Source organism: Streptomyces sp. Ac-502 (genome assembly GCF_045222935.1).
GTDB classification, from domain to species: domain Bacteria; phylum Actinomycetota; class Actinomycetes; order Streptomycetales; family Streptomycetaceae; genus Streptomyces; species Streptomyces monomycini.
The window spans coordinates 6,964,707-6,990,381 of the sequence record NZ_JBHFFO010000001.1; the positions used below are offsets into that span (position 1 = coordinate 6,964,707).

Genomic DNA, 25,675 nt, shown 5'->3' on the forward strand with positions numbered 1-25,675 from the left:
TCCCCGCCCCGGCCGGGCTGCACGCTCAGGAGCCACACACCATTCATGATCTCCGAGCATAAATCCTGCACGGAAGGTATTTCCCTCCCCGAACGGCCCGCCCTAGCGTCGGCGGCATGAGGATTCTGCTGATCGGCGCGACCGGAAAGCTGGGCGCCGCCGTACACGAGACGCTGGCCGGACGCGGCCACGAGATCATCACGGTCGGCCGCCGCGGCGGCGACCTGCGGCTCGACATCTCCGACCCGGCGCAGGTCACCGAGGCGTACGACCGGGCCGCCGAACGGGCCGGCACCCTGGACGCCGTGGTGAGCGCGGCCGGCGACACCCCGTTCAAGCCGGTCGCCGCGATGACCGCGGAGGACTACGCGGCGGGCTTCCGCGGCAAGGTGCTCAGCCAGATCGAGCTGGTGCGCCAGGGCACCGCCCGTATCGCCGGGCGCGGCTCCTTCACCCTGATCACCGGGGTGCTCTCCCGCGATCCCGTCCCCACCGGCAGCGCGGCGGCGATGGCCAACGGCGCGGTGGAGGCGTTCGTGCGGGCCGCCGCGCTCGACATCGCCCCGCAGCGGGTGAACGCCGTCAGCCCGGCCGTGGTCACCGAATCCCTCGCGGAGTACGGGGACTTCTTCCCCGGCGTCAAGCCGGTCGACCTGGCGCAGGTGGCCGCGGCGTACGTGCGGTCGGTCGAGGGCGGGCAGACCGGGCAGGTCTATGAGCCGGTGTGACGGCCGGGGGCGGGCGCGGACGCGGGCGCTCAGTCCGTGTGCGCGCCCGCGTGCGCGCGGGCTGCCCCGGTGCCGCGTTCGCGGGCGAGTGCCTTCTCGCGCCCCTTGTCCAGTACGGCGAGCAGGACGACGGCGACGACGATCGCCGCGCCCGAGGCGACGAAGTTCCATGGCGCTTCGAGGTAGTTGACGGGCCGCATGGGGTGGCCGCGGTCGTCACCGACGATCCGGTAGAGGATGGCCGCCGGGCCCTCCCAGAAGCCCGCGGTGAACATGAGGATGGACAGCAGCCGGTACCAGGCTTCATTCATGGTCGTCTCCCCGTTCCGTGCCGGTATTTCACCGTTCGTGGATACGACCGTATCAAAGTTTCGCTCCCATCGCCTTGGCTACCCCTGCATCTTCTGCTATTCGTCACGATTTCTCGTGGCGCGGTACGCTCCTCGTGTGCGTGACGAAAAGACGGCCGAGTGCCGGATCTGCGGTGCCGGACTGCCCGAGGCGGTCCGCGGCCGCCCGCCCGCGTACTGTTCGCGGAGCTGTCAGGCGAAGGCGTACCGGCGGCGCAAGAAGGCGGCCCGTACGGCTGTGGAGGACCGTCGCGAACGCTCCGCGCGCGAGGGGCCCGCAGAGGTCACCCGGCCGCCCGCCGGCGGCGCGCGGGAGCGGCGGCGGCGTGAGGTCGCGGAGGCCGTCTGGCGGATCGCGGCCGCCCGCGGCCTGGAGTCGGCGAGCATGCGCGAGGTCGCGGCGGAGGCCGGGGTGTCGCTGCGGGTGGTGCAGTACTACTTCGGCAGCAAGCATCAGCTGCTGGTCGAGTCGCTGCGGATGCTGCACGAAGAGAACGACCGCCGGGCCCGAGCGCGCATGGCGGACCTGTACGACGCCGGGGATCTGCGGGCCGTGCTGCGCGCCGTGCTGGTCGAGTTCCTGCCGCTGGACGCGCAACGCGCGCTGGCGTTGCGGGTGTTCACGGCGTACTTCGTCCGCAGTCTGACCGACCCGGCGATGTCCGAGGTCTTCCTGCACGGCGAGCAGGTGGTGGAGTCCCTGGTCGCCACCCTGATCCGGGAGGCCGGCGGCGTACGGCCCGGCGTCGATCCCGCGCGCGAGGCGGACCTGCTGGTGTCGGGCGTCTCCGGGCTGGGCCTCGACGTGCTGCACGGGCGCCGCACGATGGCGGAGGTCCGGCACACCATCGACTACCACCTCGACCGGATCTTTGCCTGAACTGGCCGCGGTGTCGCCCGGGGGTCCGCAGGGTGGCGTAGTCGCGGTAGTGCTCGTATCGGGACGACCCGGGGCGCCCCGGGTCGGCGGGCGCCGGGAATCGACTCGTCGACATGGATGACGGCGGTGGGGTGCCGATGGCGGGCCCGTTGCCGGTGTGCGTCGCCGTCCGTCCACGGTGACGGCCGGCCGTCAACCACTGTTGACACGAGGTGTGCGTCAACCTACATTGACGTCATGAGCGAAGCAACGAAGCTCGCCGAGCGGGCGGGCGACCAGGACCCCCGGATCGGCCTGCGTGCGGTGGCCGCGCTCCGCCGGCTGCTGGAGCAGCTGGAAGCCGTACAGGTGCGCAGCGCCCGCATGAAGGGCTGGTCGTGGCAGGAGATCGCCGCCGAGCTGGGCGTCAGCAGGCAGGCGGTCCACAAGAAGCACGGGAGGCGTTGATGTTCGAACGGTTCACGGCGAGCGCCCGCGACGTGGTGCGCGGCGCCCCCTCCTACGCGGTACGGCCGGGCCCCGGCACGGTCGGCGAGGGGGAACTGCTGCTCGCCCTGCTGGACGGCCGCGGCTCCCCGGGCGCCGAGGCGCTCGCCGCCCTCGGGATGCGCGAGCGCCGCGCGTCCGTGGAACGGTCGCTGGACGAGGCCCGCCGGCGGGGCGGTCTGACGGCCGCCGACGCGGAGGCGCTGGCCGGGCTCGGCATCGACGTGACGGAGGTCGTCACCCGGGTGGAACGGGCGCACGGCGCCGGCGCGCTGGACTCCGCCTCCGCACCGAAGGGACGCCGCGGGCGCTCGTTGCGCGGACCGTTCCGCCCGGAGGCCAAGGCCGTACTGGAAAGATCGTTGCGCGTCGCGCTCGGCCGCGGCGACAAGCACATCGGCGACGAACACCTGCTGCTCGCCATGGTGTCCAGCCCGGGCCTCGCCGCGTCCGTACTGGCCGAACACGGCGTCGGGCACGCCGATGTCGTACGGGCGCTGGGGGAGCGGGCCGCGGCGGGGTGAGGGGCCCGCCGCGGTGGCGTGACGGACGGGCTCGGGGCGGCGGGTGCGGGACGGGCGGACGCGGGGTGGACGGGTGCGGGGCGGGCGGGGAGGGCCCGCCGCCCGTTACGGGTACGCGACCTTCACCGCCCCGATCCCCGACGTACCGTGCCGCGGCAGCAGCCCGGCCTCGGAGACCGCGCCCAGCAGCGGATTGAGCAGTTGGGCGAGCCGTTCCGCGCGGGACCGGCCCAGCGCCCGCCAGGGCGCGGCGGCCAGCCGGTCCGTCATGCGCTCGACGTCGTCCCGCCCCTCACGCGCCCGGTCCGTCGGCCGCCCGGCCGGGTCGATCCAGCCGCGCGCGGCCAGCCGGTCGTGCGCGGCGCTCCACTCCTGCGACGTCCAGCCGCGCCCCTTGAAGTTGGCCTTCGGCACGGCGCCGATCGCGGCGAACGACACCAGTGCCTCGCACGGTTCGAGGTCGTAGGTCAGCAGGGCCGCCGCGTGCCCGTCGCCGCGGTGCTCGCGCAGCACCGTGATGGCGTGCCAGAGCGCCAGGTGCGGGGCGTCCGGCCAGGGCAGGTCGCGGTTGGCGGCGGCCAGCGGACGGGCGGCCGTCGAGGCGTTCTCGGCGGCCTGCCGGGCCAGCCGGGCCGCCTCGGCGATCTGCGCGGCGGACATCCGGGCGGCTCTCGTCAGGCCGGTCATTATGCGGTCCACCGCCTGCGTCCGGGCGTCCAGGACCTTGCCGGGCGCCGCCGTCGACCAGATCGCCGGCACGTACCGGGCGATCATCCGCGGACTGAAGCTGTAGAACGTCGCGGCCACCAGCTCGGGACCCGCCGCACCGAGCGGCGCCGTGCGCCAGGCGAAGTAGCTGGGCCAGCGGGAATCGGTGTCGTAACCGAGAGCCGCCGCCTCCTCGAACGCCTCGGGCGCGAAGTAGACAATGGCGTGGACGGGCTCCAGCTGGCGCCACATCCGGCGGGCCACGGCAGGGTATTCCGACATCGCTTACCTCTTGGCCTTCAAGATCCGTTCAGACAAGGAGAGTTGACTGTAAAGGCGGACACGGCCACAGGTCTGCGATTTCTTACGGCAGATCCCGTCGTCGGGCAAAAAGCCGTGCGAGGGTCTGAGTTCCCCGATTACGTGCGGTGAATCCAGACCCTCGCCGACAACTGTGCGTGACGGACGGGCGATCAGCCGGAGCGGTCAGCGCGGGGGTTCCTGCCCGGCCGCATATGCCTCCGGGTCACGCAGCAGTGCTCCGACGTGCGCAGCAGTCGACGACAGACGGCTGCGTACGTCCTTCAACTGCTCGGCGCTGACGCCGTGGTCGCGCGCCGCGTCCCGCAGGTCGTCCCGGAAGCGGTCCAGCAGCCGGTCGAAGTCCCGGGCCGGGTCGCCGGAACCGGGCTCGGACGCCCACGCGGGCTCGGCGACCGCACGGTCGCCGGCCCCCGTCCGCGCCGCCCGCGAGCCGTCCGTCCCGCCCGCTCCCGCCGCGGCGTTCCCCTTGGTCAGGTCGGCACCTGCCGCGTCCGCCGGGCGCTGCCCGCGCGCGCCGTCGGGGCGGTCCGCGTCCGCCGGTGCGCCCTCGGCCGGCTCCGGCCCGGCGCCGAAGCGGCCCATCTCGCGCGAGACCTCCGACAGCGCCTCGCGCAGCGCGCCGGCCCAGTCCCCGGTACGTACGTGCTCCTGGGCCTGTTCCTGTACGCGCTTGATGGCCTGCTGCACCTCGTCGCGTACGAACGACTGCGCGTCCCGGGCCTGTTTACGGGCCCGCTGCGCGTCCTGCTTCGCGCGCCGGCTCTCCTCCTTGGCCCGCCGCGCCTGCTCCTTCCACTCCTCCTTGGCGCGCCGGAACTCCTCCTTCGCCTGCCGCCAGCCCTCCTTGTCGCCGAAGCGGTCCTCGAAGTACTCGGCGGCGTCGGGGAACCCGTGCTCCGCGCCGCCGTCCTTGGCGGCGCCCCGCCGGCCCTCCCGGACCTGCTGCGCCGCCTCGCGCATCTCGCGGCGCAGGTTCCGCGCGGAGCCGCTCACGTCCTCCCGGATGTCGGAGGCCAGCGCCGCGACGGACTCGCGGATCTCCAGCTCCAGGTCGGCCAGTTCACCGCCCCGGTCCGCCAGTTCGGCGCGGCCCGCCGCGGTGATCGCGTAGACCTTGCGGCCGCCCTCGGTGGTGTGGGTGACCAGGCCCTCGGCCGCCAGCTTGGCCAGCCGCGGGTAGACCGTCCCGGCGGACGGCGCGTAGAGCCCCTGGAAGCGTTCCTCCAGGAGCCGGATGATCTCGTAACCGTGCCGCGGGGCCTCGTCCAGCAGCTTGAGGAGGTAGAGGCGGAGACGGCCGTGGGCGAAGACGGGGGGCATGGCTTTCAGAGCACCTTCTTGCCGGCCTGGCCGGCGCTGTCGGCGGGGGTTTCGTCAGGGGTCCCGGACGGTGGACGGCGCAGCAGGGCCAGGCCTCCGGAGACCGTGGTCACCTTCAGCGAGCCGTTGCCCGAGCCGAGCCGGCCCGTGATCCGCTTGGCCCCCACCGGCCGCTGACGCGCAGGTCCTCGAAGGCGTTGGCGACCGTGCCGCTGGTGGTGTTCGCGTCGACCCGGGTGTCGCCCGGCGCGGGCAGCCGCACGGCGACCTCGCCGGAGACCGTGGTCAGCCGCACGTCCGTGCCCCCGGCCGCCGGATCGAGGTCCAGGGCCAGGTCGCCGCTGACCGACTCGGCCCGTACGGAGCCGCCGGACCCTTCCAGGAGCGTCAGGCCGCCGGAGACGGAGTGGAAGCTCAGGTCCCCCGTGACGGCCTGCCCCTCGACCCGGCCCGACACGGTCTCGGCCCGCACCGGGCCGGTCAGCCCGACCAGGGTGCTGTCGCCGGTGACACCGCGCAGCTCCGTACGCCCGGAGATCCCCGAGAGCACCACGCTCGCGCCCACCGCGCCGACCTGGACGCGGGTCGCGGCGGGCACGGTGACCGAGACGACCGCGGTGCGCTGCCGGGGCCCGCGGCCGAACATCTTCAGCAGGCCCTTCCAGGGCAGGTCCTCGTACGTGACGGTGAGCGTCCCCGCCTCCCGCCGGACGGTCAGCGGCGGCCCGGTGACCTCGCTGATCTCCACCCGTGCCGTGCCGCCGTCCGTGGTGCCGACGACGTTGACGGTTCCGCCGACCACCCGCACCTCCAGGGTGGTGACGGTCCCCTCGATCTCCAGTGTGCGTGGCTCGGAGACCGACCACTCGGCCCGTTCTGACATGTTCTGGCCTCCCCGGCGTGACAGCGACGCAACATATCGCGTATCTCTCAACACGATATATCGCGCTCGGGGTGATGTCCAAGGGCAGGGCCCGGACGCCGGGCACGCGAAGAGCCCGGCCGCCACGGCGGGGGATCCGCCGGACGGCCGGGCTCGGGCGGCGGCGCGCCGCACAGGGTCAGTCGTCGTCCTCGTCGTCCAGCCGCGCCAGCCAGGTGGCCAGACGCTCGACGGGAACCTCGAAGTCAGGGTTGAGGTCGACGAAGGTACGCAGCTGTTCGGCGACCCAGCCGAGGGTGACCTCCTCCTCGCCGCGCCGGCTCTCCAGCTCCTCGATACCGCGATCCGTGAAATACACGTGCTCTCCACCAGGTTTTCGGGACGTTCCCGGCCAGGATAGGCAGGCGCCGCGACCCCTCGCGCCCCTCGCGCCCTGGGGATAACCTGATCACCTGTCAACGGCCCTGGGGCAGGGGGACTCTGCCGCTCAGGGGGAGCAGGAGGCCGTGATGCGCGATCGCGCACATCTCATCGAGCTGCCCGACGGTACGGCGGTCTGGGCCCGGGTCTCCCGGCTGGACGTCGCCGGGGAACCGGACGGGGAATACGACGACGTGGGGGCGTGGGAAGCGCTCGGCGCACGCGTCGAGGGACTGCGGGACCTGGTCGGCGGGGTCGCGGCCAGCCTGCGCGAGGCGACCGAACGGGTGGCGCCGGACGAGACCAGCGTGACCTTCGGCGTGGAGGTGGCGGCCAAGCCCGGCCGGGCGGTGGCGCTGCTCGCGGACGGCGAGGCCAAGGCCAACCTGTCGGTGACGCTCACCTGGCGGCGGCGGGAGACGCCCGAGGGCGGCCCCGCCCCGGTGGAGGGCGGCCGCGCCGACGGCCGAGGGCCGCACGACCCGGGTGAGTGATGGCGCCCCCGGAAGGCGGCCACGGGCCCGGACGGGGGAGCGCGCGGACCGCGAGAAGTACGCGCACCTCCTCGGGCACGCGGGCCGGGCGACCGTCGCCATCCGTCCGGCGCCCGGTGTGACCCCGGCGCCGTTGTGGGGCAGCGGGGTCTTCATCGCCCCCGGCTGGGTGCTGACCTGCGCCCACGTGCTCACCAGCGGCGACGGCCGGCGTCGCGCCACCGGCCCGGACGGCGAGATCGGCGTGGCGTTCGACGGCCGGGTGGTCGCCGCGCGCCTGGAGTACGACCTGAGCCGCCCGGCCCCGGTACGGACGGCCGGGGAGGGGAGACCGGAAGCCCCGGAAACCGCGGAAGCCTTCGGCGCCGGCCGAGAGGCGGCCGGGCGCGGCCCGGCGCCCGCTCCGGGCCCGCGCGTGGACCTGGCCCTCCTGCGCCTCCTCGACCCCGGGGTCCCGCACCCGTGCGCCTGGCTCAGCGACCAGCCGGCCGCGCTCCTGGAGGACGCGTTCATCTTCCGCGGCCACGACCAGGACCCGTCCGGCGCCCCGTACGACGCCGGAACCGGCCCGGGGACCGGACCCGCCCCGGGCGCCGGCCCCGGCCCGGACACCGCCCCCGTCCACCCCTTCATCGCCGTCCGCTTCGGCGCCCGCGACGCCCGCGGCCTCCAGTTCGGCACCGACGTCCGGGTGACCCCGGGCGCGTCCGGCGGGCCGCTGCTGGACTGCGACCGCGGCGAGGTCGTCGGCATCGTCAAGGGCAGTCACCGCGAGGACCGGCTCGGCCTCGCGGTGCCGGTCACCGAGCTGCGCGGACTGGCGCCGCACCACCTGGTGCCGGGCGCCGCCGGGCTCGGCGACGACCCGTACCACGCGCTGACGAGCCTGCACGACCGCTGGCACTGGGCCGGGCAGGACCTCGGCGGGCCGGGCGATCCCACCTGGTTCGACGCCCAGCACGCGATCATGTCGGGGCGCGGCCGGCTGTGGGGCGTGCAGGAGCGCTTGCAGGCGCTCGACCTGCTGGCGTCGCTGCCCGCGCCGCGCGACCCGCTGGTGGTGGCCGCCGCGGTCGCCGAGGCGCTGGGCCGCGCGGACCCGCGGGGCCGTACCGGGCGGGCCGGGCCGTGGACACTGCGCACCTGGCGGGACGGGCACGGCGCGCTCTACCAGGGCAGCGACCCGTACACGGAGCTGAGCGCCTTCGTGCACTACCTGCGCATCGTCGCGCAGCGCACGGCCGACGAGGCGCGGGAGGTCCCCGGTGAGGAGGGTGCCGCGCTCCGCACGGCGGCCGAGCGGCTGGAACTGTTCGTGACGGCCAAGGCGGTGGTCCTGCTGCCACGGGACCGGGAGCGGATCGGCCCGGTGCGGCGCCGCCCCGACGCGCTGCTGGTGGAGTTCGAGCCGCTGTTCTACGCCGACGCGGCCGGCCGGCAGCTGTTCAACTGGTCGGTCAGCGAGGGGTACGGGCAGGGCCGGTGGCAGCGCGTCGAGATCCAGGAGTCGCGGGACGGCATGTCCTTCGAGCAGGCCCGCGACCAGGTGCTGCGACGGCTCGGTCCGCGGCTGCTGCGCGCCGACGACGCGGCGGGCGGCGCCCGGGTGCGCCTGGAGGTCGCGGTGCCGGAGGAGCGGTGGCACACGCCGGCGGACCGCTGGCGCGTACCGGCATCGACGCGCCGTGCCGCGCGCCTGCGCCCGCTGGGCCCGGCGCGCGCGGTGGTGCTGCGCGACCAGGGGCGGCGCCAGGAGGTGGACCCGGCCTGGCTGCGGCGCTGGCAGGGCCTGGCCGCGGCGGGGCGGCTGACCGCGCTGCGGGTGCCGGCCGGCGCCCGCGCCTCGGTGGCGGGGCTGTCGCGGCAGCTGGAGGAGGCGGGCGAGGGCGCGGTACCGGCGCTGTGCCGGTCGGTCGCGGACGGGACGGGGCTGGAGGCCGTCGGCTGGACCCTGGACACCGGCCACCCGGTCGCCCTGTGGCTCGCGGAGGGCCACGACGAGCGGGACTGCGACCGGGTGTGCGACGAGTTCCACCGGGAGGTGGCGCAGCTGCTCGGCGCGCCGAAGTCGGTCGCCGAGGTTCCCGAACTGGTGCGGGAGCTGCGGGCCAAGGCCGCGGAGGGCGGCGTCTCCTGGGCCCGCGACCTCGTGCTCCTCTACGACGACCCGGGCAACCCGATTCCCCAACTCTTCTCCAGAACCACGCAATTGTCGCCCCCGTGACGCCCCCGGAGACCGGAAAACGCCCCGCATCCTTCCGTCCGGCTGGCTACTGTCCTAGCGTCGTGAGAGATTGCTAGGGGACGGGTCCGGGGAGGGCGGTGAGCGGATGCCGACGCTTGCCGGGATGGTTCTTCCGCGGCCCCTTCGCCCCTGCCCGACGGCCGGCCGGCGACGAGGAGTTCCGACGTGAGCGACTGGCTCATCTACCGTGGCGCGGGGGCTCCGCACGACGGCATCGAGCAGTTACCACCACCCCCTCCCTGGCGGGATTTCGACGGTGGCCCGCCGGTGGCGCCGCCCGCCGCCCTCGACCACGCCTCCGAGCGCAGGCTCGGCGTGCAGCGCCGCGAGGCCAGCTACCACCGGCCGGGCGAGACCGAGCGCGAGCTGGTCAACGCCGCGCTCTACCTGCGCCGTCCCCTGCTGGTCACCGGCGCCCCGGGCAGCGGCAAGTCCACCCTCGCGCATTCGGTCGCCTACGAGCTGGGCCTGGGCCGGGTGCTGAACTGGTCGATCGTCAGCCGCAGTTCGCTGCGTGACGGGCTGTACGAGTACGACGCCATCGGCCGCCTCCAGGACCTCCAGATCGCCCGCACCGCCCAGCCCGGACCGGGCCCGGCCGAGGGGCGCCCGAGCACACCGGACGAGCCCGGCGGCGGCATCGGCCGCTACATCCGCCTCGGCCCGCTCGGCACGGCCCTGCTGCCCGCCGCGAAGCCGCGTGTGCTGCTCGTCGACGAGCTGGACAAGAGCGACATCGACCTGCCGAACGACCTGCTCAACGTGCTGGAGGAGGGGAGTTCAGGATTCCGGAGCTGGAACGGCTGGCCGGATCCGCCCCCGAGGTGCCGGTGCTCAGCGACGACGGCGGCCAGGTCACCGTCCGCGACGGCCGGGTGCGCTGCCGAGCCTTCCCGTTCATCGTGCTGACCAGCAACGGCGAGCGGGACTTCCCGGCCCCGCTGCTGCGCCGCTGCATCCACCTGAACATCCCCACACCGGACAAGGAACGGCTCACCGACATGGTCCGGGCGCACTTCGGCGAGAGCGCGGCCGCCGACTACGCGTCGCTGATCGACCGCTTCCTGGACCGCGAGCCCGGCGACGTACGCGCCGTCGACCAGCTGCTCAACGCCATCCACCTGACGCAGAAGGCCGGCTGGGCGGACGAGGACGAGGAGGAGACGCGGCGGCGCCTGACGGCCGAACTGCTGCGGCCCCTGGATCGGACCAGGTGACCCGCGGTGCCGGCCGGCGGACCGGGCTTCGGCCCCCTCGGTGAGATCGTCGCGCGGCTGCGCGCGGCCGGGCTGCCCGCCGACGCCCGCTCCATGGCGGACGCCCTGTGGCTGGCCCGCTGGATCACCCCCACGCCCTCCGAGGGCGACGAGGAATCCGCCGACGGGACCGTTCCGGCCGCCGCGCAGAGGCCAAAACCAGCCACATTCTCCGTGGACCCCCGCAGCCGCGAACCGGCCCGCGACACGCCGAGCCGTACGGAGCCCGCGGCGCGCGACCGCCCCCGCCGCCCGGAGGTGGACCTGCTGCCCGCACAGGACGACCGCACCCTCGGACCCGGCCAGGGGCGGCTGGGCGAGGTCGGCATCCCCGTCGCCTCCGCCTTCCCCGGACTGCTGCCGCTGCAACGCGCCCTCCGGCCGGTCCAGCGCTACCACCCGCCGGTCGCCCCGGCCCGCCAGGAACTCGACGAGGACGCCACCGCCGACCTCTCCGCACACGCCGAGCTGATCATCCCGGTGCTGCGCGGCGTCCGCCGCCGCGCGGCGAGCCTGCGCCTGCTGATGGACGGCTCCTCCTCCATGGCCGTGTGGGAGCAGATGCTGCACGACCTGCGGCAGGTCTGCGAACGGGTCGGCGCCTTCCGCGACGTCACGGTCCACTACCTCCACCCGCACGGCGACGAGGTCGGCGTCGCCGCCGGCCCCGGCCGGGACGCCCCGCTGCGCCCGGCCGACCAGCTGCACGACCCCACCGGCCATCACCTCACCCTCGTCGTCAGCGACTGCGCGGGCCCGCTGTGGCGTGACGGGCGCATCCAGCGGCTGCTGTACCGCTGGGCGGCCGACGCGCCGCTCGCCGTGGTGCAGCCGCTGCCGCAGCGGATGTGGGCCCGCACCCTGCTCCCGGCCGTCGCGGGCACCCTCGTACGGCGCCAGGGCCCGTACAGCACCCTCGGCTTCAGGCCCGCCCGGCGCCGCCGCCGCGCGCCGTCCGCGAGCGGGCGCCCCCAGGGCGACGTGCGCGAGCGCGCCGTGCCGGTCCTGTCGGCCGCGCCCGCCGCCCTCGGCTCCTGGGCCCGGCTGGCCGCGGCCGAGTCGGGCCTCTCGCTGAGCGGCGCCGCCGCCGTCGTCCGCTGCGACCACGGCATCGGTACGGACCTCACCCGCCGCGTCGAACGGCCCGGACCCGACGCCCTGGTCAGGGAGTTCGAGCAGGCCGCCTCCCCGGACGCCCGGCACCTGGCGGTCCATCTGTCGGCCGTACCGCTCGCCCTGCCCGTCATCCAGCTCGTACAGCGCGCCATGCTGCCCCAGACCGGCCCCGCCGAACTGGCGGAGGTGCTGCTCAGCGGCCTGGTCGAGCAGCTGCCCGACCCGCCGGGCGGTCCCGCCCGGGAGGGCGCGGCCGGCGGCCCCTGGTACGAGTTCGTGCCCGGCGTGCGGGACGAGCTGCTGAGCCGTCTGAGCGCCGGCGAGGCCGCCCTCGTCCTCAAGCACTGTTCCCTGTACATCGAGCGCACGTTCGGCCGCAGCGCCCGCAACTTCCCGGCCGTGGCGGTCGCCATGCTCTCCGGCAGCGGCCGGGAACCGGCCACCGGGCAGCGCGCCGTGCCCGAGCCGTTCGCGCGGATCTCCGAGCGGGTCCTGCGCCGGTTCGAACCGGCCCTCAGGACACCCGTCCAGCCGCCGTACGCGCCCGACGGGCCCGCCGCCGAGGGCGCCGCGCTGCTGGACCGCTACGAACAGGACGGCGCGGTACGCGACTTGATCGAAGCGGTGCGCCTGCTGCGGGCCGCGACCCGGCAGCTGCCCGCCGCGGGCACCGACCTGGCCCGCGCGCTGCTGCACGGCTGGGCGGAGTGGCGGCAGCCGGACGCCCTGGAGGAGGCGGAACGCTCGGTCCGGGCGGCGGCGGAAGCCGTCGGCGACGACCCGGCCCGGCCGCCGGACGGGGACGGCGAAGCACGCGTCAGAGCTCTGATCGTGCTCGCCCGGGTGCGCTACGCCGCCGCGCAGGAACGCGGCGCCGCGGGGTACCCGGACGGTGAACGGGGCGCGCTGGAGGACGCCGCGCGCCACCTGCACACCGCGTGCGGGCTGATGGGCCTGCTGGACCCCCGCGTATTGGAGAGCATGGTGCTGCGTACCGAAGTGCTGCGGCGGCTGGCCGCGCTGCCCCCGGCCACCGGAGCCGGCACCGGCCGCCCCGGCGATCCGCTCGACGAGGCCGAGCTCGCCCTGACCACCCTCCTCGAACAGTGGCCCAGCGGCGAGCAGGTGCCCGGCGAGATCTACGCCGCCCGCGGCGGCGTCCTGCTGGACCAGGCGCGCCGCGCCGCCGACGCGGAGACCGGCGCCGAGGCGCACACCGGGGCGCTCGCCCTGCGCGCCACCGCCGACCTGGACGCCGCCACGGTCCTGCTGCGCCGCAAGGGCGGCCCCGCCGACCGCGCGGTCTGCGAGACGCTGCTGGAGCTGGCCCAGGCCCGCTCGCTGCTCGGTGCCGGCACCGGGCCGGACGCCGTCCTGCCCGTCCTGGCCCGGGCCCGCGCGCTCGCCCGCGAACTGCGCGACCCGGCCCTGGAAGCGGAGAGCCTGAGCCGTACGGCCGCCGCGTACCGCGCCGTGCACACCCGCACCGGCGACACCGACGCCCTGGACAAGGCGATCGAGGCACTGGCCGCCGCGCTGCGCCTGACCACCCCGGACTCGCCCGAACACAGTTCCCTGCTGGCCGAGCGCGGCGCGGCCCTACTGCTGCGCGCCCGGCTGGAGCCCCCGGCGACCAGGGCCGACGGCTGGCGAACGAGGCGGTGCACGTGCTGCGCGAAGCGCTCGGCCGGGTCGCCCCGAACGACCCCGAACTGGGCGCCCACCGCCTGCTGTTCGGCCGCGCCCTGCGGCTGCGCCACGACCGGCAGCCCTCGCTCGCCGACCTGCACGAGGCCGACTGGGTCCTGGAGCTGGCCGCGCGCAGCTCGCACGACCCGGCCGTCGCCGCGGAGGCCTGGCTGGAGGTCGGCGACGTCCAGCTCGCGCTCGACCGGCGCTTCGGCTCCCGGGAGCGCCACGACCGCGCCGCCGCCTGCTACCGCCGGGCCGCGGCCGACGCCGACCGCGCCGGCAGCCCCCTGCTGGCGGCGCGCGCCCACCACCGGCGGGCCGGGGTGCTGGAGGACACCGCCGGACCGCAGGCGGCCCTGGTGGCGTACCGGGAGAGCTGGGAGCAGTGGCAGCGCGCCACCGAGGAGAACGGCCCCGAAGCCCGGCGCACGAGGGAGCGGATGCGCGCCCTGGACCCGTCCGAATGACCGTCTGACCCGGCCGGCCCGGGGTTTCCGTGCCCTGGCGCGCGGGAAACACCCGTCCACCCGGCCCAGAGGAGAACAGCGTGGCGACAGTCCCCGTCACCGGTACGGCCCCGGCCGCACCGGTCGAGCCGTCCGGCCCGTCGGCCGAGCCGCTGCCGGACTTCGGCGGTGTCGATGTGGCCGCGGTGGCCGCAGGGACGGACCACCGGATGCTGGGGGAGGTGACGGCCCTCCTGCTGCGCACCTGGGTCCCCGCCGAGCGGGCGGTGGCGTACTACGACGACGGCCCGGGGGACCCCAAGGACGACCGCTGAGCGTCGTGCGCCGACGCTCCTGAGCAGCGGTATCCGGACAACCAGGCCGCGTAACCGGCCAGTTGCCGATGCCCTGTGCATGTTCCCCGGTGGCCGAGCCATGTATGGCGACAGCGGGCCGTCTCCGGGGTGCCCGGATGCCGGACGCGGGCAGGGGGCGGTGTCGTGACGGGCCAGAACCTTGAGCGGGCCGTGATCCCCTTCCGGCAGTTCGTCCTGAAGACGCACAGCCGCTGCAACCTCGCCTGCACCTACTGCTACATCTACACGAGCCCGGACCGCAGCTGGCGCGACCGCCCCCTGCACGCCCCGCCCGGCACCGTGCGCCAGACCGCCCGGCGCATAGCGGAACACGTACGCGCCCACGGCCTGGACGAGATACGCATCGACCTGCACGGCGGCGAACCCCTGCTCACCGGCCCGGGACCGCTCCTCGACCAGGCGGCCGCGCTGCGCGCCGAGCTCCCCGCCGACTGCCGCGCGCACCTGGGCGTACAGACCAACGGCACCCTCCTCACCCCGGCGGTCCTCGACACCCTGGCCGGCGCGGGCTTCCGCGTCGGCCTCAGCCTGGACGGCGGCACCCCCGGCCTCAACCGGCGCCGCGTCGACCACGCGGGCCGCGCCTCGTGGCCCGCGGCGTCCCGCGCCGCCCGGCTGCTGGCCGGCCGCCCCGGCGTCTTCGCCGGCATCCTGTGCACCATCGACCTGACCTCCGACCCCGCCCGGGTCTACGGCTCGCTGCGCGCGCTCGGCCCGCCGATGCTCGATTTCCTCCTCCCGCACGCCAACTGGACCAGCCGCCCGCCGCTGCCGCCCGGCCCGGCGGGCACCACCCCGTACGGCGACTGGCTGTGCACCGTCTTCGACCTGTGGTGGGCCGAACGGGAGCCGGCTCCCCGCGTCCGCCTCTTCACCGAGATCATCGGACTGCTGCTGGGCCGCCCCAGCACCAGCGAGGCGGTCGGCCTGTCACCCGTCGTCGCGCTCATCGTCGACACCGACGGCGCCATCGAGCAGGTCGACTCCCTCAAATCGGCGTACGAGGGAGCCGCCGCCACCGGCCTGGACGTCTTCCGCAACAGCTTCGACGAAGCGCTCCAGCACCCCGGGATGACCGCCCGGCGGCTCGGCGCGGACGGCCTGTGCGACCGGTGCCGCGGCTGCGCGCTGATGACGGTCTGCGGCGGCGGCAACTACGCCCACCGCTACCGGGCCGGCGGCAGCGGCTTCCGTAACCCGTCCGTGTACTGCGCCGACCTGGAACGGGTGATCCGGCACATCGCCGCCCGGCTGGACGCCGAGGTCCGTGCGGGCAGGCCGGCGCGGCCGGTCACCGCGCCGACCGCCGTGTCCGTCAACTGGCGTACGGCGAACAAGACCTGACGTGGCGTCGCCGTGCGGGACGATACTTGGGCTATCGTGCCGAACAGCCAGCTCGCGCCCGCGCGAACCACCGCATACCGAGGAGACGGTCGCATGGTCGATCAGTCCGGTACCACCGGCTCCGCAGAGCACATCACCATCAGCTATGCGGGCTTCAACCGGCCGTGGGCGGCGTGGATTTCGCACCAGCTGGAACGGCTCGGCCACGGCACCACCATGCTGCGCTGGGACCCCCGGCCGACAGCCCCCTCACCGAGGAGCTGGCCGGTCTGCTCGCGGCCGAGGGCCGCCTGCTGATGGTGCTGGACGACTGGTACTTCAAACTCGGCCCCAAGACGCACGACGAGTGGACGACCGCCCTCCAGGAGGTCGTACCGGACCACGCCGACCGGTTCGCCGCCGTCAGCGTCGCCACCCAGCGGCTGCCCGCCACCGCCTCCGTGCTGCGCCCCGCCGACCTGCGCGACCTGGACGCCGTCGAGGCCAACCGCCGCGTCCTGAACCGCCTCGGCGTCCCGGCCGCCGGCCGGCGCCTCGCCGACCCCGCCGCCAACGCGCCGCGCTTCCCCAACGACCCGCCCGAGATCTGGAACATCCCCCGCCGCAACAACCGCTTCACCGGCCGCGACACCGCGCTGGAGGAGCTGCACGGCAAGCTGGCGGGCCCGGTGCCCGGCCTCGGCCAGCCGCTGGAGACCCGGATCGCCCTGTACGGCATCTCCGGTGTCGGCAAGAGCCAGATCGCCGCCGAGTACGCCCACCGCTTCGGCAACGACTACGACGTCGTGTGGTGGATCAGCGCCACCAACCGGGGCGCCGCCCGCGAACAGCTCGCCGAGCTGGCCACCCGCCTCGGGCTGCCGGTCGGCCAGGAGCTGGGCGACCGCATCCGCGCCGTCCACGAGGCGCTGCGGATCGGCCGCCCGTACCGCCGCTGGCTGCTGATCTTCGACAGCGCCGACGACATGGAGCAGATCGAGGACCTGGTGCCGGACGGCCGCGGCCACGTCCTGATCACCACCCTCACCCGCGACTGGTCCGGCTCCGGCAGCGCCCAGGAGATCGAGGTGCTGCCCTTCACCCGTACCGAGTCCGTCGCCTACGCGCGGCGGCGCGCGCCCCGGCTGACCACCATGGAAGCCGACCTGCTCGCCGAGGCCGTGCAGGACCTGCCGCTGCTGCTCGCCCAGACCGCCGCCTGGCTGGACGCCAACCCGATGGCGCCCAAGGAGTACATCGAGCTGATCCGCCGCGGCGAGCCGAGCCTGGTCGGCATCCGCATCTCCACCGACTACCCGATGGCCTTCCAGACCAGCTGGGCCATAACGCTGAACACGCTGCGCGAACGCAGCCCCGCCGCCGTCGAACTGCTCAAACTGTTCGCGTTCTTCGCGCCCGACGCGATCCCGGTACCGATGCTCGCCCGCGCCCGCCGCGGCGACCTGCCCGAATACCTCGCCGACCTCGCCGCCGAGCCCATCGCCTGGAACACCGCCCTGCGCCGGCTCACCGAGTCCACCGCCGTACGCCTGGACTACCAGATCGCCCAGACCACCTCGGACCCCGCCGTCGAGACCGCGCAGATGCACCGGCTCTATCACCGGTTCCTGCGCAGCGACATGGCGGAGGACGAGCGGGACGCGATGTCCGCCACGGCCTGCCGGGTGCTGGCCACCGCCGACCCGCAGAGCCCCTCCGACACCCGCACCTGGGAGCGGTACGCCGCCCTCATCCCGCACCTGGAACCGGCCGGCGTCCTGGACAGCCCGGAGACCGCCGTCCAGGAACTGCTGCTGAACTGTGTCGAGTACCTGCGGGTCCGCGGCGAGTACCGCATCGGCCTGCGGCTGTGCGAACAGTTCCTCTCCCGCTGGCGCACCCGCATCGCCCCCACCCAGCGCACCATGCTCGTGATCACCCACCAGCACGCCAACATGCTGCGCCGGCTGGGCCGCTACCGCGAGGCCGAAGCGGTCGGCAGGGCCATCGTCGAGGAGCTGGCCGCCGAACGGGAGGCCGGCGACGGCTCGCTGCTGCGCGCCCAGGACGGCCTCGCCGGCACCCTGATGGCGCTGGGTTCCTACGGGCAGGCGCTGGAGATGTTCGAGTCGGTCGTCCGCGGCCGTACGGAACTCCTCGGACCCGACGCCCCGCTCACCCTCTCCTCGCGCAGCAACCTCGCCTCGGCGCTCAGCGCCCTGGGCCGCTACCAGGACGCGCTCGAACTCTTCGGCGAGGTGCTGCTCGTCTGGGAGCGCGAGCTGCGCGCCCGCCACCACCTCACCCTCGGCGCCGCCTACTCCTACGCCCGGATGCTGCGCCTGCTCGGCCACTACACCGACGCGCTGTCCCGCCAGGAGCTGAACGTACGGCTCTACCACCAGGTCATGGGCAAGCACACCCCGCTGACCCTGCGCGCCGAGCACAACCTCGCCCTGTGCCTGCGCCGCTCCGGCGCCGTCACCCAGGCCGACGCGCTGATGGGCGACGTCGTGGAGCGCTCCCGCCGGGTGCACGGCCCCCGGCACCCGGAGACGCTGATGATGCAGGCCAACTACGCCACGTTCCTGCGCGAGCACGGCGACCTCGGCCGGGCCAGGGCGATGGGCGAGGAGGCCGCCGACCGCTACCGCGGCCTGGTCGGCGAGGCCCACCCGTTCGCGGTCGGCACCCTCGGCAACACCGGCCTGGTGTGCTGGGAGTTCGGCGAGCGGGACAACGCGCTGGCCATCGCCGAAGAAGCGCTCAGGGGCATGACCCGGGCGGTCGGCGCCGAGCACCCCTGGACGCTGGGCTGCGCCCTGAACGCCGCCGGCGCGCGCAACCGCGTGGACGACGAGGAGAGCGCCGCACAGCTGAGCCGGGAGACCCTGGAGCGCGCCAAGCGGGTGCTCGGCGACACCCACCCGCTGACGCTCTCCGCCAAGACGGCGCTCGCCGACGACCTGCGGGCGCTGCGGCGCGGCCAGGAGGCCTCCAAACTGGAGCAGCAGGCCGTACAGCAGCTCACGGAGACGCTGGGCGCCGAGCACCCGCACACCCTCTCCGCACGCCGCAGGCGCCGCCCGTACTGGGACTTCGAGCCCCAGCCGGTCTGATCCCGCCGCGCCTTCGGAAAGGCCCGGGGCCCCGCAGCGAACGTCGGTCGTTCGCGGCGGGGCCCCGGGCCGTCACACCGGTGGTCGCGGGTTACGCGTCGAACGCCTCGGCGATCAGCGCGGCCTGCTCGGCCTGGTGGCGCTTGGCCGAACCCACGGCCGGCGACGAGGAGTGCGGCCGCGAGATGCGGCGCAGCCGCTCACCGTGCGGCACGTCGGCGCCGACGGACAGGTCCAGGTGGTCGATCAGGTTCAGACCCAGGAACGGCCACGCACCCTGGTTCGCCGGCTCCTCCTGCACCCACAGGTACTTGCCCGCGTTCGGGTACTTGGCGATCTCCGCCTGGAGCTCCTTGCCGGGCAGCGGGTACAGCCGCTCGATACGGACCAGCGCCGTGTCGAACGCGCCGCGCTTGACCCGCTCCGCCTCCAGGTCGTAGTAGAGCTTGCCGGAGCAGAAGATGACCTTGGTGACGTCCGCGGCCCGCGCCGCCTCGTCCGAGATCACCGGCCGGAAGCCGCCCGTGGTGAACTCCGCCGTCTTCGACGCCGCGGCCTTCAGACGCAGCATCGACTTCGGGGTGAAGACGACCAGCGGCTTGTGGTGCGGGTTGTGCACCTGCCAGCGCAGCAGGTGGAAGTAGTTCGACGGGAGCGTCGGCATGGCGACGGTCATGTTGTTCTGCGCGCACAGCTGGAGGAAGCGCTCGATACGGGCCGAGGAGTGGTCCGGGCCCTGGCCCTCGTAGCCGTGCGGCAGCAGCAGGGTGACGCCGGAGGTCTGGCCCCACTTCTGCTCCGCCGAGGAGATGAACTCGTCGACGATGGTCTGCGCGCCGTTGACGAAGTCACCGAACTGCGCCTCCCACATGACCAGCGCCTCGGGGCGGGCCAGCGAGTAGCCGTACTCGAAGCCCATCGCCGCGTACTCGCTGAGCAGCGAGTCGTAGACGTTGAAGCGCGCCTGGTCCTCGGACAGGTAGAGCAGCGGGGTGTAGTCCTCGCCGGTCTCCCGGTCCACCAGCACCGCGTGGCGCTGGCCGAAGGTGCCGCGGCGGGAGTCCTGGCCCGACAGGCGGACCGGGGTGCCCTCCATCAGCAGGGAGCCGAAGGCGAGGGTCTCGCCCGTACCCCAGTCGATCGTGTCGTCCTCCACCTGGGCCGCGCGGCGCTGCAGCTGCGGCAGCAGGCGCGGGTGGACGGTGACCCGCTCGGGGATGTTGACCTGGGACTCGGCGATCCGCTTGACGACCTCCTGGGAGATCGCGGTGTCCACGGCGACCGGGAACTCGGCCTGCGGCTCCGGCACCTCGGGGGCGGCCGGGGCAGTGGTGGCCTCGCGGACCTCCGTGAAGACCTTCTCCAGCTGGCCCTGGAAGTCCTGGAGGGCCTGCTCGGCCTCCTCCAGCGTGATGTCGCCGCGGCCGATCAGCGACTCGGTGTAGAGCTTGCGCACCGAGCGCTTCTTGTCGATCAGGTCGTACATCAGCGGCTGCGTGAAGCCCGGGTTGTCGGTCTCGTTGTGACCGCGGCGCCGGTAGCAGATCAGGTCGATGACGACGTCCTTGTTGAACGCCTGGCGGAACTCGAAGGCGAGGCGCGCGACCCGCACCACGGCCTCCGGGTCGTCACCGTTCACGTGGAAGATCGGCGCCTCGATCATGCGGGCCACGTCCGTGGCGTACATGGAGGAGCGGGCCGACTCCGGCGCGGCGGTGAAGCCGACCTGGTTGTTGATGACGATGTGCACCGTGCCGCCGGTGCGGTAGCCGCGCAGCTGCGACATGTTCAGCGTCTCGGCGACGACACCCTGGCCCGCGAAGGCCGCGTCACCGTGCAGCTGGACCGGCAGGACGGTGAAGTCCGTGCCGCCCTTGCCGATGATGTCCTGCTTGGCGCGGGAGATGCCCTCGACGATCGGGTCGACCGCTTCGAGGTGCGAGGGGTTGGCGGCCAGCGAGACCTTGATCTGCTCGCCGTCCAGGCCGGTGAAGGTGCCCTCGGCGCCCAGGTGGTACTTCACGTCGCCGGAGCCGTGCATCGACTTCGGGTCGAGGTTGCCCTCGAACTCGCGGAAGATCTGCGCGTACGACTTGCCGACGATGTTGGCGAGCACGTTCAGCCGGCCGCGGTGGGCCATGCCGATGACGACCTCGTCCAGGCGCGACTCGGCGGCCGAGTCGATGACCGCGTCCAGCAGCGGGATGACGGACTCGCCGCCCTCCAGGGAGAACCGCTTCTGGCCGACGTACTTCGTCTGGAGGAACGTCTCGAACGCCTCGGCGGAGTTCAGACGGCGCAGGATGCGCAGCTGCTCCTCGCGCTCCGGCTTGGAGTGCCCGCGCTCGACCCGGTCCTGGATCCACTTGCGCTGCTTGGGGTCCTGGATGTGCATGAACTCGATGCCGGTGGTGCGGCAGTACGAGTCGCGCAGCACGCCCAGGATGTCGCGCAGCTTCATCATGGTCTTGCCGGCGAAGCCGCCGACGGCGAACTCCCGCTCCAGGTCCCACAGCGTCAGCCCGTGCTCGATGATGTCGAGGTCGGGGTGCTTGCGCTGCTCGTACTCCAGCGGGTCGGTGTCGGCCATGACGTGGCCGCGCACCCGGTAGGCGTGGATCAGGTCGAAGACCCGGGCCGCCTTGGTGACGTCGTCGTCGTGGCTGACGTCGATGTCGCGCAGCCAGCGCACCGGCTCGTAGGGGATGCGCAGCGACTTGAAGATGTCGTCGAAGAAGTCGTTCTCGCCGAGCAGCAGCTGGTTCATGACGCGCAGGAACTCGCCGGAGGCGGCGCCCTGGATCACGCGGTGGTCGTAGGTGCTGGTCAGCGTCATGACCTTGGCGATGCCCAGCTTGTTCAGGGTGTCCTGCGAGGTGCCCTGGAACTCCGCCGGGTAGTCCATCGCGCCGACGCCGACGATGAGGCCCTGGCCGGGCATCAGGCGGGGCACGGAGTGGACGGTGCCGATGCCGCCCGGGTTCGTCAGCGACGCGGTGACTCCGGTGAAGTCGTCCATCGTCAGCTTGTTGTTGCGGGCGCGGCGGACGATGTCCTCGTACGCCTGCCAGAACTCGAAGAAGCTGAGCGTCTCCGCCTTCTTGATGGCCGCGACGACGAGCTGGCGGTCACCGTTGGGCTTCACCAGGTCGATGGCCAGGCCCAGGTTGACGTGCTCGGGCTTGACCAGCGTCGGCTTGCCGTCCTTCTCCTGGAAGGAGTAGTTCATCGACGGCATGGCCTTGAGGGCCTGCACCATCGCGTACCCGATGAGGTGGGTGAAGGAGACCTTCCCGCCGCGGGCCCGCTTGAGGTGGTTGTTGATGACGATGCGGTTGTCGAACAGCAGCTTCACCGGGACGGCGCGCACGGACGTGGCCGTGGGCAGCTCCAGGGAGGCGTTCATGTTCTTCGCGACAGCGGCGGAGGGGCCACGGAGAGTGACCAGTTCCGGGCCTGCGGGCGCCTCGTCGGGCTTCACATCGTCCTTCTTGGCAGCGGGCTGGGCGGTCTTCGCGGGTTCGGCCTTCGCCGGGGCGGCCTTGGCGGGCGCCGGGGCGCTCGCGGCCGGGCGGGCCGGCGCGGCGGCCGGCTGCGCGGCGGGGGCCGCGGGCGTGCTCGGCGCGGCGCTCGGCGTCGCGGGGGCGGCCTGGGCCGTTCCGGCGGCGGGAGTGGCGGGGCTGCCGTCACTCGCCGGGACCGGCGTGCTGGCGCCCGCTCCCGGCTTGTAGTCGGCGAAGAAGTCCCACCAGGCTCGGTCTACCGAGTTCGGGTCCTGGAGGTACTGCTGGTAGATCTCGTCGACGAGCCACTCATTCGGACCGAACGCGGCAGCAGGGTTCTTACCCTGCCCCTCTTGGTCAGTCGAAGTGCTCGAACTGTTGGGGGACTGTGGCGACACGGCGGCAACCGCCCTCTTCCGCTTCCTAAGGTGGTGGACAGCGGGAATAAAGGCTACGCCTCTCCGGACCTTTGGTGCAGTCCGGGGCCGTCAGTCGTCGTGCACGTCACATTCGGCTGCGGGTTTCGGGGCATGACTTGGCGGGAAACACACCAGGTTCGCCTGCGTCCGGGTACGCGGCATCGCCGCCGCACCCCGGATTGTGTGCTTCCGCCACCGACCCTACGACACCCGGCGTCAACCTCGAACGGAGTCGCTTCCCGGAAGAGTGACGCGGATGCGGCAGCCGCGAGGCGATTCGGCCACCCGGATCCGCCCGCCGTGCAGATCCACCGCCCAGCGCGCGATCGCCAGGCCCAGCCCCGTACCGCCGTCGCTGCCCGGACCCGACGCCGCCGGGTCGCCCCGGTTGAACCGCTCGAAGACATGGTGCCGCTCGGCCTCCGGGATGCCCGGGCCCTCGTCCTGCACCTCCAGCTCCAGGCCCCCGGGCGTCTCGCCGCCCCGCGCCAGCACCGTGACCCGGCCGTGCCGCGGGCTGTGCTTGATGGCGTTGTCGATCAGGTTCGCCACGACCTGGTGGAGCCGCTCGGCGTCCGCGTACGCGGTCAGCTCCGGCGGCGAGACGTCCAGGTGCAGATGGACGTCCGTACGGGTGTGGGCGCCGGAGCCGGCGAGCCGCGAGAGGGTGGAGGCGCCGCGGCTCATGTTGGCCTCCTTGAGCACCCCCGACAGGTACGGCCACACCTCGAAGCGGCGGGCGTGCAGCGGCACCACGCCGTTGTCCAGCCGCGACAGGTCCAGCAGGTGCTCCACCAGCCGCCCCAGCCGTTCCGTCTGCTTCAGCGCCGTGCGCATCGTCTCCGGATCGGGCTCGCAGACCCCGTCCACCACGTTCTCCAGGACGGCGCGCAGGGCCGCTATCGGGGTGCGCAGCTCGTGCGAGACGTTGGCGACCAGTTCCTTGCGGTGGGTGTCCACCGCTTCCAGGTCGGCGGCCATCCGGTTGAACGCGTCGGCCAGGTCGCCGAACTCGTCGCGCCGCCCGCCGCGCACCCGCCGGGTGTAGTCACCGTCCGCCATCGCCCGGGTCACGTCCGTCATGTCGTCCAGCGGCGCCGTCAGGCCCTGCGCGACGAACTGGGTGACCAGCAGCGAGGCGATGATCGAGAAGACCGTGATGACCCGCAGCTCGGTGTCGGAGTGGATCGCGACGAACACCAGCAGCGTCGTGATGATCACCGAGACGATGACCAGCGCGCCGAGCGCCGCCTTCACCGAGCGGTACGGGTCCAGCGGCCGCAGCCCCTCCCAGACCCACCGCCAGAACGGGGCCCAGACCCGCTCCCGCAGCCCGTCCGGCGGATGCTCGCGGTCCTGGCGTCCGGCCCGCTCCTTCTGGCGGGTGGAGGCCGTCATACCGGCGGGGTCTCCAGCGCGTACCCGACGCCGTGCACCGTACGGATGCGCTCCGCGCCGATCTTGCGGCGCAGCGCCTTGATGTGGCTGTCGACCGTACGGGTGCCGGAGGCGTCCGCCCAGTCCCAGACCTCGGCCAGCAGCTGCTCACGGGAGAGCACCGCGCGCGGCGTGTTGGCCAGGCACACCAGCAGGTCGAACTCGGTCGGTGTCAGGTGCACGTCGATGCCGCGCACCCGCACCCGGCGCTGCGCGTGGTCGATCTCCAGCTCACCCAGGCGCAGGATGCCGCTGCGCGGGGTGTGCGCGGCCAGCGCCGCCCGCTCCACGCGCCGCAGCAGTACGTGCACCCGGGCCGCCAGCTCCCGCATGGAGAACGGTTTGGTCATGTAGTCGTCCGCGCCGACACCCAGACCGACCAGCATGTCCGTCTCGTCGTCCCGCGCGGTGAGCATCATGACGGGCACCGGACGCCGCGCCTGCACCCGGCGGCACACCTCCAGCCCGTCGAAGCCCGGCAGCATCACGTCCAGGACCAGCAGGTCCGGCTGCCACGCCTCGGCGGTGTCCACCGCGGCCGGGCCGTCGGTGGCCGTCTGCACCTGGAAGCCCTCGGCGCGCAGCCGGGCCGCGATGGCGTCGACGATCGTCGGGTCGTCCTCCACGACGAGGATCCGGCGCTGGGCGCCGGGCGTGGCCGCGGCGGTGCCGCCCTGGGTGGTCTGCGTCTGATCCATCGCCCGCCCCTGCGTGTCCCCGTGCTGCATGGTCGCGTACTGCTGGGCAGCAGCGTAAGGGCAGGGTATGACCATCGGCTACGCGCCCTTGCGCGCGAGGTGCACCACGTCGGGGACGCCTCGGACAACGGGGATCTCTTCGGTACGTACGCCGGTGAACCCGGCATTTCGTAGAGCTTCTTCGAACGCGGCGGACGGCTGCGCCGACCACACGGCGAGCACGCCGCCGGGCGTCAGGCGCTCCCGGCAGGCCGCCAGACCGGCGGGGGAGTAGAGGCCGCCGTTGTCCTCGGTGACGGTCCACTCGGGCCCGTTGTCGATGTCCAGGCACAGCGCGTCGAACAGGCGCGGCCCGGCGCCTTCGCGCACGTACGCGACCAGGTCGGCGGCGACGATCTCGGTACGAGGATCGGCGAGCGCCGCCCCGGACACCGCCGACAGCGGCCCGGCGCGGTGCCAGTCGATGACCGCGGCCTCCCGCTCCACCACCGTGATCCGCCCCCACCGGGCCTCCTCCACCGCCCTGACCAGGGAGAACCCGACCCCGAGCCCGCCGATCAGCACACGGTGCGACGCCTGCGCGCTCCCCAGCTCCGCCAGCGCCGCGTCCACCAGCAGCCGCTCCGACCGCCCGTCCGAGGTGTCCATCAGGAAGCACCCGTTGGCGATGATCTCGAAGTGCTCGTCCCGCTGCCGCAGCACCACCTCGCCGTACGGGCCCTCACGGCGGTCGAGGACCCGCGGCCCGCCACCGGGCGCGGGCGGGCCGGATACGTGCACGGGCTGGTCGGGCGTGGCGTGCGCGGGATGAGACATGGCGGCCATCCTGACCAACCGGGGCGGGACGGGTCCAACCGGTTTACGGCCCCGGACCGGCCCGCGCCGCCCGTGACGCAGGTCACGGGCACAGCTCGCTCACGGGTTGAA

Annotated in this window: 16 protein-coding genes and 4 pseudogenes; 11 read left to right on the forward strand and 9 right to left on the reverse strand. The window is 73.8% G+C overall.

The window, feature by feature from the left end; all coding sequences use genetic code 11:
- Positions 1-116: 116 nt before the first annotated feature.
- Positions 117-728, forward strand: a complete 612-nt coding sequence (locus ACEXOX_RS31890) for a short chain dehydrogenase (RefSeq protein WP_406524474.1) — start codon at positions 117-119, stop codon at positions 726-728.
- Positions 729-757: 29 nt separating this feature from the next.
- Here the strand turns inward: ACEXOX_RS31890 and ACEXOX_RS31895 are convergent, their stop codons facing one another.
- A complete protein-coding gene (locus tag ACEXOX_RS31895; RefSeq protein WP_406524475.1) occupies positions 758-1,039 on the reverse strand; it encodes a hypothetical protein in 282 nt (93 codons plus the stop codon).
- Positions 1,040-1,175: 136 nt separating this feature from the next.
- Between ACEXOX_RS31895 and ACEXOX_RS31900 the strand changes: the two genes are divergently transcribed.
- From ACEXOX_RS31900 to ACEXOX_RS31910, 3 genes are all read left to right on the forward strand, one after another.
- A complete protein-coding gene (locus ACEXOX_RS31900; protein ID WP_406524476.1) occupies positions 1,176-1,958 on the forward strand; it encodes a TetR/AcrR family transcriptional regulator in 783 nt (260 codons plus the stop codon).
- 237 nt (positions 1,959-2,195) lie between these two features.
- Positions 2,196-2,405 carry a helix-turn-helix domain-containing protein gene (locus tag ACEXOX_RS31905; protein WP_406524477.1) on the forward strand — a complete coding sequence of 70 codons (210 nt, stop codon included), beginning with the start codon at positions 2,196-2,198 and terminating at the stop codon, positions 2,403-2,405.
- Positions 2,405-2,968, forward strand: coding sequence for a Clp protease N-terminal domain-containing protein (locus ACEXOX_RS31910; RefSeq protein ID WP_406524478.1), 564 nt, complete (start codon positions 2,405-2,407; stop codon positions 2,966-2,968). Before ACEXOX_RS31905 ends, ACEXOX_RS31910 begins: the two co-directional genes overlap by 1 nt.
- A 105-nt stretch (positions 2,969-3,073) precedes the next feature.
- Here the strand turns inward: ACEXOX_RS31910 and ACEXOX_RS31915 are convergent, their stop codons facing one another.
- The 4 genes and pseudogenes from ACEXOX_RS31915 to ACEXOX_RS31930 all read right to left on the reverse strand — a co-directional run bounded on the left by ACEXOX_RS31915 (position 3,074) and on the right by ACEXOX_RS31930 (position 6,561).
- Positions 3,074-3,958 (reverse strand): SCO6745 family protein, encoded by an 885-nt coding sequence (locus tag ACEXOX_RS31915; protein ID WP_406524479.1) that lies wholly within the window; start codon positions 3,956-3,958, stop codon positions 3,074-3,076.
- Positions 3,959-4,162: 204 nt separating this feature from the next.
- Positions 4,163-5,320 carry a helix-turn-helix transcriptional regulator gene (locus tag ACEXOX_RS31920; RefSeq protein WP_406524480.1) on the reverse strand — a complete coding sequence of 386 codons (1,158 nt, stop codon included), beginning with the start codon at positions 5,318-5,320 and terminating at the stop codon, positions 4,163-4,165.
- Between the two features lie 5 nt (positions 5,321-5,325).
- Positions 5,326-6,203 (reverse strand): annotated as a pseudogene (locus tag ACEXOX_RS31925) (DUF4097 family beta strand repeat-containing protein).
- A gap of 178 nt (positions 6,204-6,381) precedes the next feature.
- Complete coding sequence (locus ACEXOX_RS31930; RefSeq protein ID WP_030017204.1) at positions 6,382-6,561, reverse strand: DUF6104 family protein; 180 nt, start codon at positions 6,559-6,561, stop codon at positions 6,382-6,384.
- Positions 6,562-6,712: 151 nt separating this feature from the next.
- On the opposite strand from ACEXOX_RS31930, the gene ACEXOX_RS31935 reads away from it, so the two are divergent.
- The 7 genes and pseudogenes from ACEXOX_RS31935 (at position 6,713) to fxsT (ending at position 18,691) form a co-directional block, all read left to right on the forward strand.
- A complete protein-coding gene (locus ACEXOX_RS31935; protein ID WP_406524481.1) occupies positions 6,713-7,117 on the forward strand; it encodes a CU044_2847 family protein in 405 nt (134 codons plus the stop codon).
- Positions 7,110-9,341: a trypsin-like peptidase domain-containing protein gene (locus tag ACEXOX_RS31940; protein WP_406524482.1), complete on the forward strand. Its 2,232-nt coding sequence runs from the start codon at positions 7,110-7,112 to the stop codon at positions 9,339-9,341. The genes ACEXOX_RS31935 and ACEXOX_RS31940 overlap by 8 nt, the downstream gene beginning before the upstream one ends.
- Positions 9,342-9,527: 186 nt before the next feature.
- Positions 9,528-10,579: pseudogene (locus ACEXOX_RS31945) on the forward strand (AAA family ATPase).
- Positions 10,580-10,672: 93 nt separating this feature from the next.
- A pseudogene (locus ACEXOX_RS31950) lies at positions 10,673-12,052 on the forward strand (SAV_2336 N-terminal domain-related protein); the annotation flags it as partial.
- 2,050 nt (positions 12,053-14,102) lie between these two features.
- Positions 14,103-14,207 carry a hypothetical protein gene (locus ACEXOX_RS31955; protein WP_406526537.1) on the forward strand — a complete coding sequence of 35 codons (105 nt, stop codon included), beginning with the start codon at positions 14,103-14,105 and terminating at the stop codon, positions 14,205-14,207.
- Between the two features lie 165 nt (positions 14,208-14,372).
- On the forward strand, positions 14,373-15,593 hold the full coding sequence (locus tag ACEXOX_RS31960; protein ID WP_406524483.1) for an FxsB family cyclophane-forming radical SAM/SPASM peptide maturase: 1,221 nt from the start codon (positions 14,373-14,375) through the stop codon (positions 15,591-15,593).
- A gap of 93 nt (positions 15,594-15,686) precedes the next feature.
- Positions 15,687-18,691 (forward strand): annotated as a pseudogene (fxsT, locus tag ACEXOX_RS31965) (FxSxx-COOH system tetratricopeptide repeat protein).
- A 91-nt stretch (positions 18,692-18,782) separates the two neighbouring features.
- Here the strand turns inward: fxsT and ACEXOX_RS31970 are convergent.
- The 4 genes from ACEXOX_RS31970 to ACEXOX_RS31985 form a co-directional block, all read right to left on the reverse strand.
- On the reverse strand, positions 18,783-22,592 hold the full coding sequence (locus ACEXOX_RS31970; RefSeq protein WP_406524484.1) for a multifunctional oxoglutarate decarboxylase/oxoglutarate dehydrogenase thiamine pyrophosphate-binding subunit/dihydrolipoyllysine-residue succinyltransferase subunit: 3,810 nt from the start codon (positions 22,590-22,592) through the stop codon (positions 18,783-18,785).
- 237 nt (positions 22,593-22,829) lie between these two features.
- Positions 22,830-24,011: a sensor histidine kinase gene (locus ACEXOX_RS31975; protein ID WP_406524485.1), complete on the reverse strand. Its 1,182-nt coding sequence runs from the start codon at positions 24,009-24,011 to the stop codon at positions 22,830-22,832.
- Positions 24,008-24,748, reverse strand: coding sequence for a response regulator transcription factor (locus ACEXOX_RS31980; protein ID WP_030017194.1), 741 nt, complete (start codon positions 24,746-24,748; stop codon positions 24,008-24,010). The genes ACEXOX_RS31975 and ACEXOX_RS31980 overlap by 4 nt, the downstream gene beginning before the upstream one ends.
- Positions 24,749-24,826: 78 nt before the next feature.
- Positions 24,827-25,564, reverse strand: coding sequence for a spermidine synthase (locus ACEXOX_RS31985; protein WP_406524486.1), 738 nt, complete (start codon positions 25,562-25,564; stop codon positions 24,827-24,829).
- Positions 25,565-25,675 lie beyond the last annotated feature (111 nt).